Raw genomic sequence first — 13,871 nt, 5'->3', positions numbered from 1 at the left:
ATCCCTTGCCTATTTACCCTGGTTTTTGCGCTGGTTGCGGGCCCGCAGCCAGAACACCGAGAAGAACGCCAGCACGAAGACGACGCCGAAGGCGCCGGCCAGCACGGTCGAAAGGCTGCCGAGTGCCAGCATCACGGTCGGCAGATAGTAGGCGCCGATACCGAACAGAAGCATGATCCACACTGCGGCGATAAGAGCATTCCTGGTGTCGCGATCCATCACGCCGCACCAGGGCAGCGGGTGTTCATCAAGCTGGTTTTCAAGGTTTTGCAACTCCCGAGGCAGGACCAATCGACGTCGATCGATCGGTCCTAATGATGGTGGTCGTGATAGGCTGCCGCTTCATGCTCGTGCCCATGCCCGTGCTCGTCGCCATCGTCGGCGCACTGGCCGAATTCCGGTTCCACGGTGGCATGGCTGATGCCGTGCTCGCTGGCAAGCCGCTTCTTGACGGCACTCACCGCCTGATGCGCATCGACGCCCTCGTCGAGACAGGCATGCAGCGTCGCCATGTTGCTGGTCCCGTCGAGCGACCAGACATGCATGTGGTGCACTTCGCGCACGCCCTGGATCGTCGCCTCGATATCCCTGGCGATCAGATCGCGGTCGAGGCTTGGCGGCACGCCCTCGAGCAGGACATGAGCGGCTTCTCGCATCAGCGACCACGCCGTGTACAGGATCAGCAGCGAGACCAGGACCGACAGGATCGGGTCGATCGGCGTCCAGCCCGTCGCCAGGATGACCAGCGCCGCCGCTATGGCCGCAGCCGAGCCGAGCAGGTCGCCAAGCACATGCAGGATGGCGCCGCGCATGTTCAGGCTCTCGCGGTCGCCGCCATGCAGCACGAAGAACGAGCCGATGTTGACCAGCAGGCCGAGGATCGCCACCGCCAGCATTGGCCCGCCAAGCACTGGTGCCGGCGCCTGCAGGCGCCCCCACGCCTCATAGACGATCCACAGCGCGATGACGAAGATGGCGATGCCGTTGGTATAGGCCACCAGCGTCTTCACCCGGCCGAAGCCGTAGGTGAGGCGAACGGTCGCCGGGCGGCCGGCTAGATGGAAAGCATACCAGGCCAAGCCGAGCGCGATCGAGTCGGCGAGCATGTGGCCGGCATCGGCCAGCAGCGCCAGCGATCCGGTGAGGATGCCGCCAAGCGCTTCGGCGACCATGAAGCCGCCGGTCAGGCAGGCTGCGATCAGAACGCGTTTCTTGTCGGTCGAGCCATGCACATGGCCAGGCCCATGATCGTGCCCAGTGTGATCATGCCCGCGGTGATCGTTTGTATGTGCCAATGGCGAACTCCTAAGCGCCGAATTCCGCGCGACAATCCTCAAGCCGTCGCTTCTGCTGGCCGTCGCCATCGAAATTGGCCGGATCGAGCCACGCCTCATAGGCACTGCGCAGAGCCGGCCACTCCTTGTCGATGATCGAATACCACGCGGTGTCGCGGTTTTCACCCTTGACGATCAGATGCTGGCGGAAAATGCCTTCGAACTTGAAGCCGAACCGTTCGGCCGCCCGCTTCGACGGCTCGTTGCGGTTGTTGCACTTCCATTCGTAGCGGCGGTAGCCGAGTTCGTCGAAGATGTATTTCATGAACAGGAACTGCGCTTCGGTTGCTCCCGGCTTGCGCGAGATGAGCGGTCCCCAATAGATGTTGCCGATCTCGATGACGCCGTAAGCCGGATCGATGCGCATCAGCGTCTGGCGTCCGGCGACCTTGCCGCTGGCTTTGTCGATGACGGTGAAGAACAGCGGATCCTCGCTGGCCTCGACCTTGTCCAGCCATGGCTGGAAGGCGGCGCGGGTCTCCGGCGGGAAGTCCGGCAGCCAGGCGAAGCGGCCGTCGATGTCGGACACGGAGGATGCTTCATAGAGGCCATCGCCGTGTTTTGCAGCACTCAGCGGCTCAAGCCGGACAGTGCTTCCGTCGATGGTCTTGCGTTCAGGCCGCGGGCGCGGTTGCCAATCCCTGAGATTTTCCGACACCGAAAGCTCCAATCCGTTTGACTTTTGCCAGCCGAAGCTCACAAAAACGCGACCCAACAGCAAGAACCACACGGACGGGAAAAATGCTCCACACGATTTCGGCCTTCGACCGTCTCGGCGAGGAAAATGCATTCGCGGTGCTGGCGCGGGCGACAGCCCTTGCAAGCCAAGGTCGGGACATCGTCAATCTCGGCATCGGCCAGCCGGACTTCAAGACGCCGCAGCACATCGTCGAGGCGGCGATCAAGGCGTTGCGCGACGGTCACCACGGCTACACGCCGGCCAACGGCTTGCTGGCGACGCGCGAGGCGGTGGTGCGGCGCACGCTGACCACCACCGGTGTCGAAGTATCGCCCGAAACGGTGATGATCCTGCCCGGCGGCAAGCCGACCATGTTCGCGGCGATCCTGATGTTCGGCGAACCTGGCGCCGAAATCCTCTATCCCGATCCGGGCTTCCCCATCTATCGCTCGATGATCGAGTTCACCGGTGCGGCGCCTATTCCGGTGCCGATGCGCGAGGAGAACGGCTTTGCCTTCTCCGCCGAGGAGACGCTGGCCTTGATCACCTCGAAGACCAGGCTGCTGATCCTCAACTCACCCGCAAATCCGACCGGCGGCGTCACGCCGCGTGCCGAGATCGAGAAACTGGTCAAGGGGTTGGAGGCGCATCCGCACGTCGCCATCCTCTCCGACGAGATCTACGACGTCATGACCTATGATGGCGAGACGCATTGCTCGCTGCTCGGCTTTCCCGAGATCCGCGACCGGCTGATCGTGCTCAATGGCTGGTCGAAAACCTGGGCGATGACCGGCTGGCGCATGGGTTGGTCGATCTGGCCGAATGGCGACAAGGGCGCCCATCTCTACGACAAGGTGCGCAAGCTGGCTGTCAACTGCTGGTCCTGCGTCAACGCGCCGAGCCAATTCGCCGGCATCGCGGCAATCGACGGCCCGCAGGACGATGTCGCCAATATGATGCGCGCCTTCGACCGCCGCCGGAAGATCGTCGTCGAGGGACTGAACGCCCTGCCTGACATCTCCTGCATCACGCCCAAGGGCGCGTTCTACGCTTTCCCCAACGTCTCGAAGACCGGCTGGAAGGCCAAGAAGCTGGCCTCGGCGCTGCTCGACGATGCCGGTGTGGCGCTGATCGGCGGTCCCGATTTCGGCATTCTCGGCGAAGGCTATATCAGGCTCTCCTACGCCAATTCCGAGGAGAACATCTTGCGGGCGCTGGAACGGATCGGGGCCTTCCTGGCGAAGTAAGCTTGAAAGCGGCCCGCTGTCCTCTTCCGGACAATTGCGGCTGTGGCATCACGGTGTCATGAGCCGTCCGGAGGCGCGCGGCCAAGACTGGGCGTGCATGTCGAGAACGGCTACGGTCCTCGGATCAGGATCGAAGTGGGGTGACATCGGATGTTCTATGCAATCCTTGCCTATCATGTGGAAGACGCAATCAAAGCGCTGACGCCGCAGGAAGATACGGCGCTGATGGCTGACTTGCTCAAGATCCATCAAGGGCTCTATGCCGACGGCAGCCTTGGGCCGTCGGCGCGGCTTGACGCGACACAATCGGCCTGCACCTTGCGCGACGGCATGATCGTCGACGGCCCCTTCGCCGAAACCAAGGAACAGCTTCTCGGCCTCTATGTCGTCGACTGCCCGACGCGGGACGATGCCATCGCTATCGCGCGCGAGTTTCGTCGCGTCAATCCGACCGCCGTGTACGAGATCCGTCCTATCGCGCTCTATCTACCCGGCGCAGAGCTACCGGGAGAATAACTACCCACGCCCGACAAACGGCATCTTGGTCGCCATGACGGTCATGAACAGCACGTTGGCCTCGAGCGGCAGGCTGGCCATATGGACGACGGCGTCGGCGACGCGCTGAACATCCATCACCGCTTCGGCTGATATCGAGCCGTTGGCCTGCGGCACGCCGACCGTCATCGGCTGCGCCATATCGGTCAGCGCATTGCCGATGTCGATCTGGCCGCAGGCGATGTCATAGGGCCGGCCGTCGAGCGCCAGCGTCTTGGTCAGCCCGGTGATGGCATGCTTGGTCGCCGTGTAGGGCACCGAGCCCGGGCGCGGCGTATAGGCAGACACCGAACCGTTGTTGATGATGCGGCCACCCATCGGCTTCTGCTTGCGCATGGCGCCAAAGGCGGCACGGGCACACAGGAACGAACCGGTGAGATTGACGCCGACGATATCGTTCCACACTTCGACCGGTATCTCGTCGATCGGCGCCGATTTGTAGCCCATGCCGGCATTGTTGAAGAGCAGGTCGACACGGCCGAAGGCCGCCGCCACGGTCTCGAACAGATCGTCGACCTCGCCTGCCTTGCTGATATCGCAGGCTACCGCCAAGGCCTTGGCGTCGGTGCGGCCGGCCTCGGCGACCGCAGCGTCCAGCACCGACTTGCGGCGCCCGCAAAATACCGTGTTCCAGCCGTTCTTGAGCAGCGCCGTGGCGACGCTCTTGCCGATGCCCGTGCCGGCCCCGGTGACGATGGCGGTTCTTTGCTCGGTCATGGCTGTTGTCCTCCGGCAGAGCTGCGCTTGCTCGACTGATTTTCGGGTTTTGGCTCGAAAAAGGAAGGCATCGCAAATGACGGCGGCGATGGCAAGCGTGTCCATCCGATCGGGGCCGACAAAAAGGGCGGCCATTGGCGACCGCCCCTGATCTGAACCGGGCTTGGGAGGAGGAAAAGCCGATCCGACTGTGTTGAATGATGCGCTTGCTGGGTTAACGAGAGGTTAACCCGGAAAGTGCCTCCTGTGCCGTTTTGGCCTACCAGCGCGGATTGGGTGACGTCCCTGCCTTGGCCGGCACCTTGGCCGCCGAAACCGTTGCCTCGACATGGTCGACCAGCGCGTCCGGCAGGCCGAGCCGGCCTGCAAGCAGGTCGAGATAGCCACGCTCGGCGCGGGTGTCGGGATCGATGGTCAGGCGCGATGCCGTGTAGAGTTCGAGCTTCTGCGCGTCGGTCTTGGCGCCGGCCACCAGCGTGTCGAGGTCGAGCGGGCTTGCCAGCTCCGCCATCAGGAACTTTTCGGCATCGGAGTCTATGCCGGCCAGGCTGAGCTTGCCGGCGATCTTCTGGCGCTCTTCATCGTCGATATGGCCATCGGCCTTCGCCGCCGAGATCATCGCCCGTATCAGGGTCAGCGTGAATTCGTCCTCGCCTTGCGGCGCCTGCGACGGGTGGAAGGCGGTGTCCTTGGGCGGCGGCAGCAATTCCGGCTCGCCGGCCGCCGGTGCTTCGGCGGGTGCGTTGCCGGCCTTGTAGTTCTGGTAGGCCTTGTAGGCGAGGCCGCCGATGGCAGCAAGTCCGCCAAGCTTCACCGCGGCGCCCGTCACGTTACGACCGGCACCAGTTCCAAGCAGCACGGCGGCCAGTGCGCCGGCGGCCAGCGGATTGTCCTTGGCCATCTGCACGGCCTGCCCCGCCTTGTCGCGAACGGTGCCGCTGGTGCCGGGGATTTGCGAGCCGAGCAGATCGTCGAGAAGCTTCTTGGGATCGAACATTCAGTGCCTCCAGGCTTTGCCCGGCCGAACGGGCAGGTTTCGGACGTCGAAGACGTAGGTCCCGAAACTTGACATTGCAATGACAGCGGCCGCTTTGCAGCAGCTCGATGCCTGGATCAGGAGCCGATATGCGGCTCTCTGCCCCGCGCCTGCGCAAGCTCGACCTGGCGCTGGCGCTCGGCATAACGCTGGCGGTCCTCGTCCGAACGCGCATCGAAGCAATGCGGGCAGGAAATACCGGCGGCGAATTTGGGCGACGTCAGGTCGCCCGGCGTCAGCGGGCGGCGGCAGGCGCGGCACAGTTCCGCTTTGCCCTCGGCGAGGCCGTGCGACACCGAAACGCGCTCGTCGAAGACGAAGCATTCGCCTTGCCAGAGGCTCTGTTCGGCCGGAACCTCTTCGAGGTATTTGAGGATGCCGCCCTTGAGATGAAAGACGTCCTCGAAGCCGAGCGATTTGACATAGGCGGTTGCCTTTTCGCAGCGTATGCCGCCGGTGCAGAACATCGCCACCTTGCGGCCTTCGAACTCCCCCCGGTGCGCCTCCACCCAGGCCGGGAACTCGCGAAAGCTTGCGGTGGCCGGGTCGATCGCACCCCTGAATGTGCCAATCGACACCTCGTAGGCGTTGCGCGTGTCGATGATGACAGTGTCAGGCTGCGAAATCAGCGCGTTCCAGTCGGCCGGCGCGACATAGGTGCCGGCACTTTTCGAAGGATCGATGTCATCGACACCCATGGTAACGATCTCGCGCTTCAGCCGCACCTTCATGCGGTGGAACGGCATGTCCGCGGCTGCGCTGTACTTGACCTCGAGGCCAGCCAGCCCTTCGATGGCTTCAAGGTACAGGATCAGTTCGGCAATTGCCGTCTCGCTGCCGGCGACGGTGCCGTTGATGCCTTCATGCGCCAGAAGCAGCGTGCCCTTGATGCCGCGCCCACAGCAGAAGGCGGCGAGCGGCGCGCGCAGTTCCTCGAAAGCGTCGAGCCGGGCAAACCGGTAGAGCGCTGCGACGCGGAAGGGCGGAAGGGATGTCATTGCCGAAGCCACTAAACGCTCACGAAAGCCGATTCAAGGCAGAGCAAGCATCCTGTTCGGAGGTCACTGGCGCAAATCTGCACCATGGGCGAATTTGTACCATAGCTGAGGTCAGGGAGTCAAGAAAAAATTCCTATCCTGAAACAAAACTGCCGACACCGCCGAGCTGACAGCCGCCTTTGTGAGCTAAGCCTGGCGAGCATGGGCGACGCGTGACATCGCGACACGGCCGGTTTCGTGGACAGGAAAACGGCCTTCTGCTAATCGGTTGAATTGTCCCACGCCACGGAGAGACACATGCCCAGCAAGACCGAAAAACTCCTGTCGCTCCTCAACGGCCAGCCGGTCATCCCGGTGCTGAAGATCTCTGATGTCGCCAATGCCGTGCCGCTGGCGCGCGCGCTGGCGCGCGGCGGCCTGCCGGCAATCGAGATCACGCTGAGGACCGCCGATGCGCTGGAAGCGATCCGGCGGGTCGCTGGTGAAGTCGAGGACGCCATCGTCGGCGCCGGCACCATTCTCGATGCCAGGCAGTTCGAAGAGGCGGCTGCCGCGGGCTCGCGCTTCATCGTCAGCCCCGGCATCACCCGCGAGCTTCTGTCGGCAGCCGCCGGCAGCGATGTTCCGTTGCTGCCCGGCGCCATCACACCCGGCGAGATCATGGCCGCGCGGGAAGCCGGCTTGCGCTTCCTGAAATTCTTCCCGGCCGAGCAGTCGGGCGGCATCGCTTCGCTGAAGGCCTTCGCCTCACCGCTCGCCGATGTGAAATTCTGCCCGACCGGCGGCATCTCGGCCAAGAACGCGGCTGACTATCTAAGCCTGCCCAACGTGGTCTGCGTCGGCGGTTCCTGGGTGGCGCCCGACGACCTCGTCAAGGCCGGCAAGTGGGACGAGATCGAAGCCCTGGCGCGCGCGGCGAGCAAGCTTGCGAAATAAGGCTTCGGCCACGGCACGAAAAAACCCGGCCGACTCGCGTCGACCGGGTTTGCCAAATCGGCTCCGAACCGGATCAGCTACAGACCCGAACCTTTTCAACCACCCTGTGGTGATGCTTCCAGCTTGTGACCACCTTGGTCCGGCAATGCTTCTTCATGTGCATACGGTCATGAGTCTTGACGACAATGGTCTCGGCCTGCGTAGGGGCGATGGCCGCCGAAGCGGTTGCCAATGCGATGACCGATGCCAATAGGATGTTCTTCATGGATCTCCCCGGGTTTGAACGAACCTACATTAACCCGGGGAATAGGCCGACCGTTCCGGCTTCACGAGAAGTTCAGCCGCGCGTGACCGTGCGGGCTGGCCCGGTTCGCTGAACAACAAAAAGCCGCGCTGGTTGCCCGGCGCGGCTTTGTCGATTGATTTGCCGTCACTTGGTCTGGAAGCGGGCCACCGACATGAACTTGACGGCGTTGCCGGTGAAGCGATTGGCATCGGCCACCTGGCTGCTCGGCTGGAAGCCGGCCGTGTAGACCTCGCTCGGCGGCGTGTGCACGATGCTGTAGGCGTAGCCCGGCGCCGTCGTCGCGCTTGAAACGGTGGCGACATGCTCGCCGCTGGTCAATGCCCAGCGGGCGGCCTGCGGTGCGGCTGCAACCACCGTGGCCTTGGGGCCTGGCTTCAGGTCGCGGGCGGTGGCTCTCGATTCCTTGCGGGTCGTCTTGACGCCGGCGCCGATCGCGGCGGCCGGATCGGAACCGGCCGGACGGGCAACGACAGCATCGCGCGGCGATGCGGCGTTGGTGCCCGGATCGTTGAACGCCGAACGCGGCTCGGATCCGGACAAGGAAGCAAGCTGGTAATCGGCCGCACCGACCTGTGCATTGGCCTCGTCGAGCACGGCCTTGACCGCATCCGGCCTGGCCATCTCGGGCCGCGCCGTCGGCAGCACCGAGAACGCATCGGTCGCGGTCTTGCCTTGATCAGCCGTCTCGGCCAGCGCCATCAGCACATCCTTGCTGGGCGGCGCAGCCAGAGCGGCCGGCAGCGAATTGTCGGGACGCCATGTCGGCAACGGTATGTTGTTGACCGCGATCTGGGCCGGATTAGCCGAAGCCGTTGCATCGGCCAAGCCGAAAGGAACGCTCGCCGGCGCATGCGCGGTCGCCACGGCCTGCTCGGTGGTGGCTGTCGCCTCCGCCATCGCAAAAGGAACGTTCTCAGGCTGCTGAGCGCCGACATCGGCTTTCGGCCGCGGTGCGAAATCCGGCAGCGGAATGCTTCGGGCCGGCAATGCCGCGATGATCGTCTCCGGCGTGTCCTCTTCCGGCTCCGGAGCCTGCTGCTCGGTCACCTGCGGAATCTCGGCGCGCCGCGCATTCTCCGGCGCCACGATGGCAATGCCCGGGAGGTTGCTGGTCTTGGCTGCTGCTGCCGGCTTCAGGTTTCTCGCCTTGGGCGGGGGGGCGGCCGAAGCGGTCTGGACATCGGCGCTGTCGTCGGCCTCGTCGTCGCCGCCGCCGCCAAAGAAAGCCGACAGGAAGCCACCTGACTTCTTGCTGCTGCCGCCAGCACTGGCCATCTCGATGGCCGGCGAGCCTGAACCCTTGCGCGCCTTGTAGGAGGCGAGCGCCTGCTCAAAGCCGGGCAGCGGCCTGCCGTCGCTCGGCACATGCAGCGTCTTGCCATTGGGGAACAGGCTGACCAGTTCCTGCCGGCTGATACCCGGCCAATGGCGCACATTGCCGACATCCATGTGGACGAACGGCGAACCGGATGACGGATAGTAGCCGACGCCGCCGCCCTGCATCTTGAGACCGATGTTACGCAGCTTCTTCAGCGGCACGCCGGGGATGTAAAAATCCATCGCCTTGCCGAGCATGTGCTGGCTCTTCTCGGCGACGCCCCTGCTGCGGCCGCGCAGCATCGAGTTCGTCGACGGCGAACGATAGCCGCAGACGACCTGGATGTAGTCCGTGGCACCTGCTTCCCGATATGCCTCCCAGACCAGATCCAGCAGACGCGGATCCATCTTGGTCGGCTCGTTGCGACGCCAGTCGCGCAAAATGATGTTGATCTTCCTGAGACCCTCGGGAACGTAGCGGCCGTTGCGCTTGTAGACGATCTCGGCCTTCTCATGGGTGTGGAGATGATAAAGCTTCAGCGACCGTGTTTCGGCGCTGGCTCCGCTCGCAGCCGCGGCAACAAAACCAAAAGCGACAACCAACACTGCCAGCCACTTCGGCCAGACGCTCAAATGATGGTGCCGCCTGTTTGTGTGTCGTTCGATTCTGTTCAAATCAAAAGGCCTTGCAGGCTGCCGTTTGTCCCCGGATTTGTCCAAACGGATGTGGCATTAGCACACCCGAATATCGATCCTAATGGTTAATCATCGCTTATTGAAGCCGAAATGCGGTAACACCGTGGCGATATCCCGTCAAAAATTGTTCACAAGGTTTCTTGGTAAACCGCTGGTTTAGATCAGATTTTCGCCTTCGGCCCGAACACGATCTGTTACCGTTAGCCTTAATGCGTGAACAGAGCTGTCCATGACACAGCCACAATGCCGCTGAAACGGCGATACAAGGGCTGTTATGGCATTGCAAGCTGGCGCCGGCCTTGTGGCAAAGCCGGATTCCGGGCCGAAGCTCAGCCTGGCATCGCCCTAGGAGGCGAGGCGGTCCACGCGGCCTGTCTCCGGATCGATGCCGTGTTCCTTGAGCTTGCGATAGAGCGTCGAGCGGCCGATGCCGAGTCGGCGGGCGACTTCGCTCATCTGTCCGTTGTAGTGATCGATGGCAAGCTTGATCATCTCGAGTTCGACATCGGCAAGTGCCCGCACATTGCCGCGCTCGTCGAGCGCCCGCAACGTGCCGAAGCGAGGCTGCAGCCTTGCCGGCGGATCGAACGCGATTGCTGGGCCGCCCTCGCCGGGCAAGGCTTCGTCATCGCGCTCCTGCAAAGACTGGGAGGGCGCCGGCGCATCGCCGTCCATATCCAGGTTGACGGTGCCTTCCACTTGCGCCCGTATCTGCGGGAAGTCCTCGGCGGAAAGCACATCGCCTTCGCAAAGCACCGAGGCCCTGAAGACGGCATTTTCGAGCTGCCGGATGTTTCCAGGCCAGTCATAGGCCTGCAGCACGGCGAGCGCTGCCGCCGAAATACCCTGCAGGCGACGGTGCGGGTCGGCCGGCGCCACCTTCTCCATGAAATGGGTGACCAAATAGGGGATGTCGTCGCGGCGGTCGCGCAGCGGCGGCACGAAGATCGGGTAGACGTTCAGCCGATAGAACAGATCCTCGCGGAACTTGCCGTCCTTGACCTGCTGCAGGAGGTTGCGGTGCGTCGCCGAAATCAGCCTGATGTCGACCCTGACGGTCGAGCGTCCGCCGACCGGGTCGACCTCGCCGTCCTGGACCGCGCGCAACAGCTTGACCTGCACGTCGAGCGGCAGGTCGCCGATCTCGTCGAGGAACAGTGTGCCCGAATGCGCTTCGACGAACTTGCCCGTGTGCTTGTCGGTGGCGCCGGTGAACGAGCCCTTCTCATGGCCGAACAGGATCGATTCGACCAGATTGTCGGGGATGGCGCCGCAATTGACCGTGACGAAGGGTTTCGAACGGCGGTCGCCACTGCCCTGGATGGCGCGCGCCACCAGTTCCTTGCCGACGCCGGACTCGCCCTCGATCAGGATCGGGATGTTGGATGCCGCCGCTTTCTGGCCAAGGCGGATCACCCTGTCCATGGCCGGGCTGTGCGTGATCATGTCCTTGAAGGTCAGGAGGCCGCCGCGCCGGCGCGACGTGCGCTTGACCTCGCCCTCGACGGCCTCGACCTTGAGCGCATTGCCGATCGACGCCTGCAGCCTGTCGGGAGACGCCGGCTTGACGACGAAATCGAAGGCGCCATGACGCATCGCCGAAACCACGGTCTCGATGCCGCCCTGCGCGGTCTGCACGATGGTCGGCACGTTGATGTCGCGTTCGCGCATCGCCTTCAGCACGCCGATACCGTCGAGACCGGGCATGACCAGATCGAGGATGACCACCGACACCTCGCGGGCGCCGGGTCCATCGAGGATATCGAGAGCGGCCGCGCCGCCGTCGACGACGATTGCGCTGTAGCCGAACCGCGTCACCGCCGCTTCGAGCAGCCGGCGTTGCACCGGATCGTCATCGACTATGAGTATGGAACCTGTCATGACTGGTATGACTGCCCGCCCGAGGAATTCTGCCCTGTGGACCATCTTGGCATAGGGTTCTAAATAAGGTTTCAAAAAACCCGGTGAATGAATTCCTTAGGATTTGACCGGCTTCTCGTTTCCCCTCGAACCTTGGCCACGGAAGGTGTCGGCAATGCATAAGGATTCTGGGCACATGGTTTCCGCACGGCGGCTGACGGCGCCGGCGTCCGGTCAGGGCGCGGCCGAGCTGGGCGACCTGCCGGAATGGAACCTTGCCGACCTCTATGCCGGCATGGACGCGCCAGAACTGAAGCGCGACATCGCCAAGGCCGCGACTGATGCGACCACCTTCGAGAACCGCTGGAAGGGCACACTGGCCGCCGAGGCCGGGCGCGGCAGCGCCGGCAGGCTGGGCGAGGCGCTTGTCGCCTACGAGGCGCTGGAGGAACTGATCGGCCGCATCGTCTCCTATGCGGGACTGGTTTATGCCGGAAACACCGCTGATCCCCAGCGCGCCAAGCTCTATGGCGACGTCCAGGAGAAGATGACCGACGCCAGCGCGCACCTTCTGTTCTTCGCGCTCGAACTCAACCTGATCGACGATGCGTCGATCGAAGGCGCGCTCGTCGGCGATCCCGCCTTCGGTCACTACCGGCCGTGGGTGCTCGATCTGCGCAAGGACAAGCCCTACCAGCTCGAGGACCGCGTCGAGCAGCTCTTCCACGAAAAGTCGATCACCGGACGCGGCGCCTGGAACCGCCTGTTCGACGAGACGATGACCGACCTTCGCTTCGACATCGACGGCGAGGAACTGACGCTGGAGCCGGCGCTGAACCGTTTGCAGGACGCCGACGGCGGGGTGCGCCGCCGGGCGTCCGAGGCGCTGGCCACGACCTTCCGCAAAAATTTGCGCACCTTCACGCTGATCACCAACACGCTGGCCAAGGACAAGGAAATATCCGACCGCTGGCGCGGCTTCGAGGACATCGCCGATTCACGCCATCTCGCAAACCGGGTCGAGCGCAGCGTGGTGGACGCCCTTGCTTCCGCCGTTCGCGATGCCTATCCGCGCCTGTCGCACCGCTATTACGCGATGAAGGCGCGCTGGCTGGGCATGGAGGTGATGAACCACTGGGACCGCAACGCGCCGTTGCCGGATACGCCCCAGGCGATCATCGGCTGGGACGAGGCCAGGAACACGGTGCTGTCCGCCTATCAGCGCTTTTCGCCCGACATGGCCGAGATCGCGCGAACCTTCTTCGACCGCAACTGGATCGACGCGCCGGTGCGGCCCGGCAAGTCGCCTGGCGCCTTCGCGCATCCGACCGTGCCGTCGGCGCATCCCTATGTCCTGCTCAACTACATGGGCAAGCCGCGCGATGTGATGACGCTGGCGCACGAGCTTGGCCATGGGGTGCATCAGGTGCTGGCCGGCGGCCAGGGCGCACTGATGGCCTCGACGCCGCTGACGCTGGCCGAGACGGCATCGGTCTTCGGCGAGATGCTGACCTTCCGCTCGCTGCTCGACCAGACCACCGACCGGCGCGAGCGCAAGGCCATGCTCGCCCAGAAGGTCGAGGACATGATCAACACGGTCGTGCGCCAGATCGCCTTCTATGAATTCGAGCGCAAGGTGCATGCCGAACGCAAGAACGGCGAACTGACCTCCGACAGGCTCGGTCAGTTCTGGCTCGAAGTGCAGGCCGAAAGTCTGGGTCCCGCTATCAAACTGCGCGAAGGCTACGAGGTGTTCTGGACCTACATCCCGCACTTCATCCATTCGCCCTTCTATGTCTATGCCTATGCTTTCGGTGACTGCCTGGTGAACTCGCTCTACGCGGTTTACCAGAACGCCGAGCGCGGCTTTCAGGACAAGTATTTCGAAATGCTGCGCGCCGGGGGCACCAAGCATCATTCCGAGCTTCTGGCGCCCTTCGGGCTCGACGCCACCGATCCCGCCTTCTGGCAGATCGGACTTGGCGTCATCAGTGGCCTGATCGACGAGCTGGAAGCGCTCGACACCTGAGATGCGTCCCTCAGGCGTCGCTCTAACAGTTTAGCCGGAATGCATGTTGGGACAGCTCTACTATCGCCCTAAATATCTGTTCTTGAAGTACTCTCCACCGAAGTTTTCCGATAGCTTTCCACAAGCTCTATGATAGCCTTCGCTCCAAGCTCAGCCGGAG

General features: G+C 63.6%; 13 protein-coding genes. 4 read left to right on the top strand and 9 right to left on the bottom strand.

The features are described 5' to 3' along the window. Positions 1 to 9: 9 nt before the first annotated feature. The 3 genes from NKJ37_RS22520 to NKJ37_RS22510 all read right to left on the bottom strand — a co-directional run bounded on the left by NKJ37_RS22520 (position 10) and on the right by NKJ37_RS22510 (position 1,992). Positions 10 to 222, bottom strand: coding sequence for a hypothetical protein (locus NKJ37_RS22520; RefSeq protein ID WP_023810042.1), 213 nt, complete (start codon positions 220 to 222; stop codon positions 10 to 12). An 89-nt stretch (positions 223 to 311) separates the two neighbouring features. Next, complete coding sequence (locus tag NKJ37_RS22515) at positions 312 to 1,295, bottom strand: cation diffusion facilitator family transporter (protein ID WP_352677081.1); 984 nt, start codon at positions 1,293 to 1,295, stop codon at positions 312 to 314. 10 nt (positions 1,296 to 1,305) lie between these two features. Next, complete coding sequence (locus tag NKJ37_RS22510) at positions 1,306 to 1,992, bottom strand: GNAT family N-acetyltransferase (RefSeq protein ID WP_023810043.1); 687 nt, start codon at positions 1,990 to 1,992, stop codon at positions 1,306 to 1,308. Between the two features lie 83 nt (positions 1,993 to 2,075). Between NKJ37_RS22510 and NKJ37_RS22505 the strand changes: the two genes are divergently transcribed. Together NKJ37_RS22505 and NKJ37_RS22500 are read left to right on the top strand one after the other, a co-directional pair. Next, positions 2,076 to 3,260 (top strand): pyridoxal phosphate-dependent aminotransferase, encoded by a 1,185-nt coding sequence (locus NKJ37_RS22505; RefSeq protein WP_023810044.1) that lies wholly within the window; start codon positions 2,076 to 2,078, stop codon positions 3,258 to 3,260. A gap of 150 nt (positions 3,261 to 3,410) precedes the next feature. Beyond that, positions 3,411 to 3,776 carry a YciI family protein gene (locus NKJ37_RS22500; protein WP_023810045.1) on the top strand — a complete coding sequence of 122 codons (366 nt, stop codon included), beginning with the start codon at positions 3,411 to 3,413 and terminating at the stop codon, positions 3,774 to 3,776. On the opposite strand, the gene NKJ37_RS22495 is transcribed toward NKJ37_RS22500, so the two are convergent. From NKJ37_RS22495 to trhO, 3 genes are all read right to left on the bottom strand, one after another. Then, positions 3,777 to 4,532 carry an SDR family oxidoreductase gene (locus tag NKJ37_RS22495; protein WP_352775052.1) on the bottom strand — a complete coding sequence of 252 codons (756 nt, stop codon included), beginning with the start codon at positions 4,530 to 4,532 and terminating at the stop codon, positions 3,777 to 3,779. 259 nt (positions 4,533 to 4,791) lie between these two features. After that, the gene (locus NKJ37_RS22490) at positions 4,792 to 5,529 is read right to left on the bottom strand and encodes a tellurite resistance TerB family protein (protein WP_127809400.1); all 738 of its coding nucleotides are present in this window, start codon (positions 5,527 to 5,529) and stop codon (positions 4,792 to 4,794) included. Between the two features lie 116 nt (positions 5,530 to 5,645). Further along, complete coding sequence (gene trhO / locus NKJ37_RS22485) at positions 5,646 to 6,566, bottom strand: oxygen-dependent tRNA uridine(34) hydroxylase TrhO (RefSeq protein ID WP_023810048.1); 921 nt, start codon at positions 6,564 to 6,566, stop codon at positions 5,646 to 5,648. 297 nt (positions 6,567 to 6,863) lie between these two features. On the opposite strand from trhO, the gene NKJ37_RS22480 reads away from it, so the two are divergent. After that, on the top strand, positions 6,864 to 7,502 hold the full coding sequence (locus NKJ37_RS22480; RefSeq protein ID WP_023810049.1) for a 2-dehydro-3-deoxy-phosphogluconate aldolase: 639 nt from the start codon (positions 6,864 to 6,866) through the stop codon (positions 7,500 to 7,502). A 73-nt stretch (positions 7,503 to 7,575) separates the two neighbouring features. On the opposite strand, the gene NKJ37_RS22475 is transcribed toward NKJ37_RS22480, so the two are convergent. The 3 genes from NKJ37_RS22475 to NKJ37_RS22465 form a co-directional block, all read right to left on the bottom strand. Further along, positions 7,576 to 7,767 carry a hypothetical protein gene (locus NKJ37_RS22475; RefSeq protein WP_023810050.1) on the bottom strand — a complete coding sequence of 64 codons (192 nt, stop codon included), beginning with the start codon at positions 7,765 to 7,767 and terminating at the stop codon, positions 7,576 to 7,578. A gap of 165 nt (positions 7,768 to 7,932) precedes the next feature. Continuing rightward, a complete protein-coding gene (locus NKJ37_RS22470) occupies positions 7,933 to 9,759 on the bottom strand; it encodes a peptidoglycan L,D-endopeptidase MepK (protein ID WP_352775050.1) in 1,827 nt (608 codons plus the stop codon). A 408-nt stretch (positions 9,760 to 10,167) separates the two neighbouring features. After that, the gene (locus tag NKJ37_RS22465; RefSeq protein WP_352775047.1) at positions 10,168 to 11,703 is read right to left on the bottom strand and encodes a sigma-54-dependent transcriptional regulator; all 1,536 of its coding nucleotides are present in this window, start codon (positions 11,701 to 11,703) and stop codon (positions 10,168 to 10,170) included. A gap of 175 nt (positions 11,704 to 11,878) precedes the next feature. Between NKJ37_RS22465 and NKJ37_RS22460 the strand changes: the two genes are divergently transcribed. After that, positions 11,879 to 13,711 (top strand): M3 family oligoendopeptidase, encoded by a 1,833-nt coding sequence (locus NKJ37_RS22460; protein WP_352775044.1) that lies wholly within the window; start codon positions 11,879 to 11,881, stop codon positions 13,709 to 13,711. Positions 13,712 to 13,871: the final 160 nt, after the last annotated feature.

It is taken from the genome of Mesorhizobium sp. M0140 (assembly GCF_040322475.1).
Classification (GTDB): Bacteria; Pseudomonadota; Alphaproteobacteria; order Rhizobiales; family Rhizobiaceae; genus Mesorhizobium.
This window is presented reverse-complemented; position numbering and strand designations above follow the sequence as displayed.